The sequence below is a fragment of the Anabaena sp. CCY 9910 genome (genome assembly GCF_963920875.1).
GTDB lineage: Bacteria > Cyanobacteriota > Cyanobacteriia > Cyanobacteriales > Nostocaceae > Trichormus > Trichormus variabilis.
In genome coordinates this window covers 1-410 of the sequence record NZ_CAWUDJ010000124.1, presented here as the reverse complement: position 1 = coordinate 410, position 410 = coordinate 1, and the positions used below count along the sequence as shown (strand labels likewise).

2 tRNA genes are annotated in these 410 nt (G+C 43.9%); both read left to right on the top strand.

The features are described 5' to 3' along the window. Nucleotides 1-98: 98 nt before the first annotated feature. A tRNA-Ile gene (locus ACM5QX_RS29575) sits at nucleotides 99-172 on the top strand. Nucleotides 173-259: 87 nt separating this feature from the next. Next, nucleotides 260-332, top strand: a tRNA-Ala gene (locus ACM5QX_RS29570). The last annotated feature ends 78 nt before the right edge of the window (nucleotides 333-410 follow it).

Sequence of the window (410 nt, the reverse complement as noted above, 5' to 3'; positions counted from 1 at the left end):
GAAATCGAAAGCGGATAGCAAATAGATAAACAGATGGTCTACTCTAGGTCGGTCGCAGATAATGTCGAAGCTTTCAAACTATGATTTGGTTCGATAATGGGCTATTAGCTCAGGTGGTTAGAGCGCACCCCTGATAAGGGTGAGGTCCCTGGTTCGAGTCCAGGATGGCCCACCTGAAGCAATGCAAAATTAGAAATTCAAAGTTCAAAATTAAGAAATTGTTTTTGAATTTTGCATTTTGAATTTTGAATTGTGTTGGGGGGGTTTAGCTCAGTTGGTAGAGCGCCTGCTTTGCAAGCAGGATGTCAGCGGTTCGAGTCCGCTAACCTCCACATGAAAAAGAGAAAAGCCAAAAAGGGAGAATTCAGCAACTAACGGAAGTTAGACTGCTGGGTGAGAACCTAGCCAGA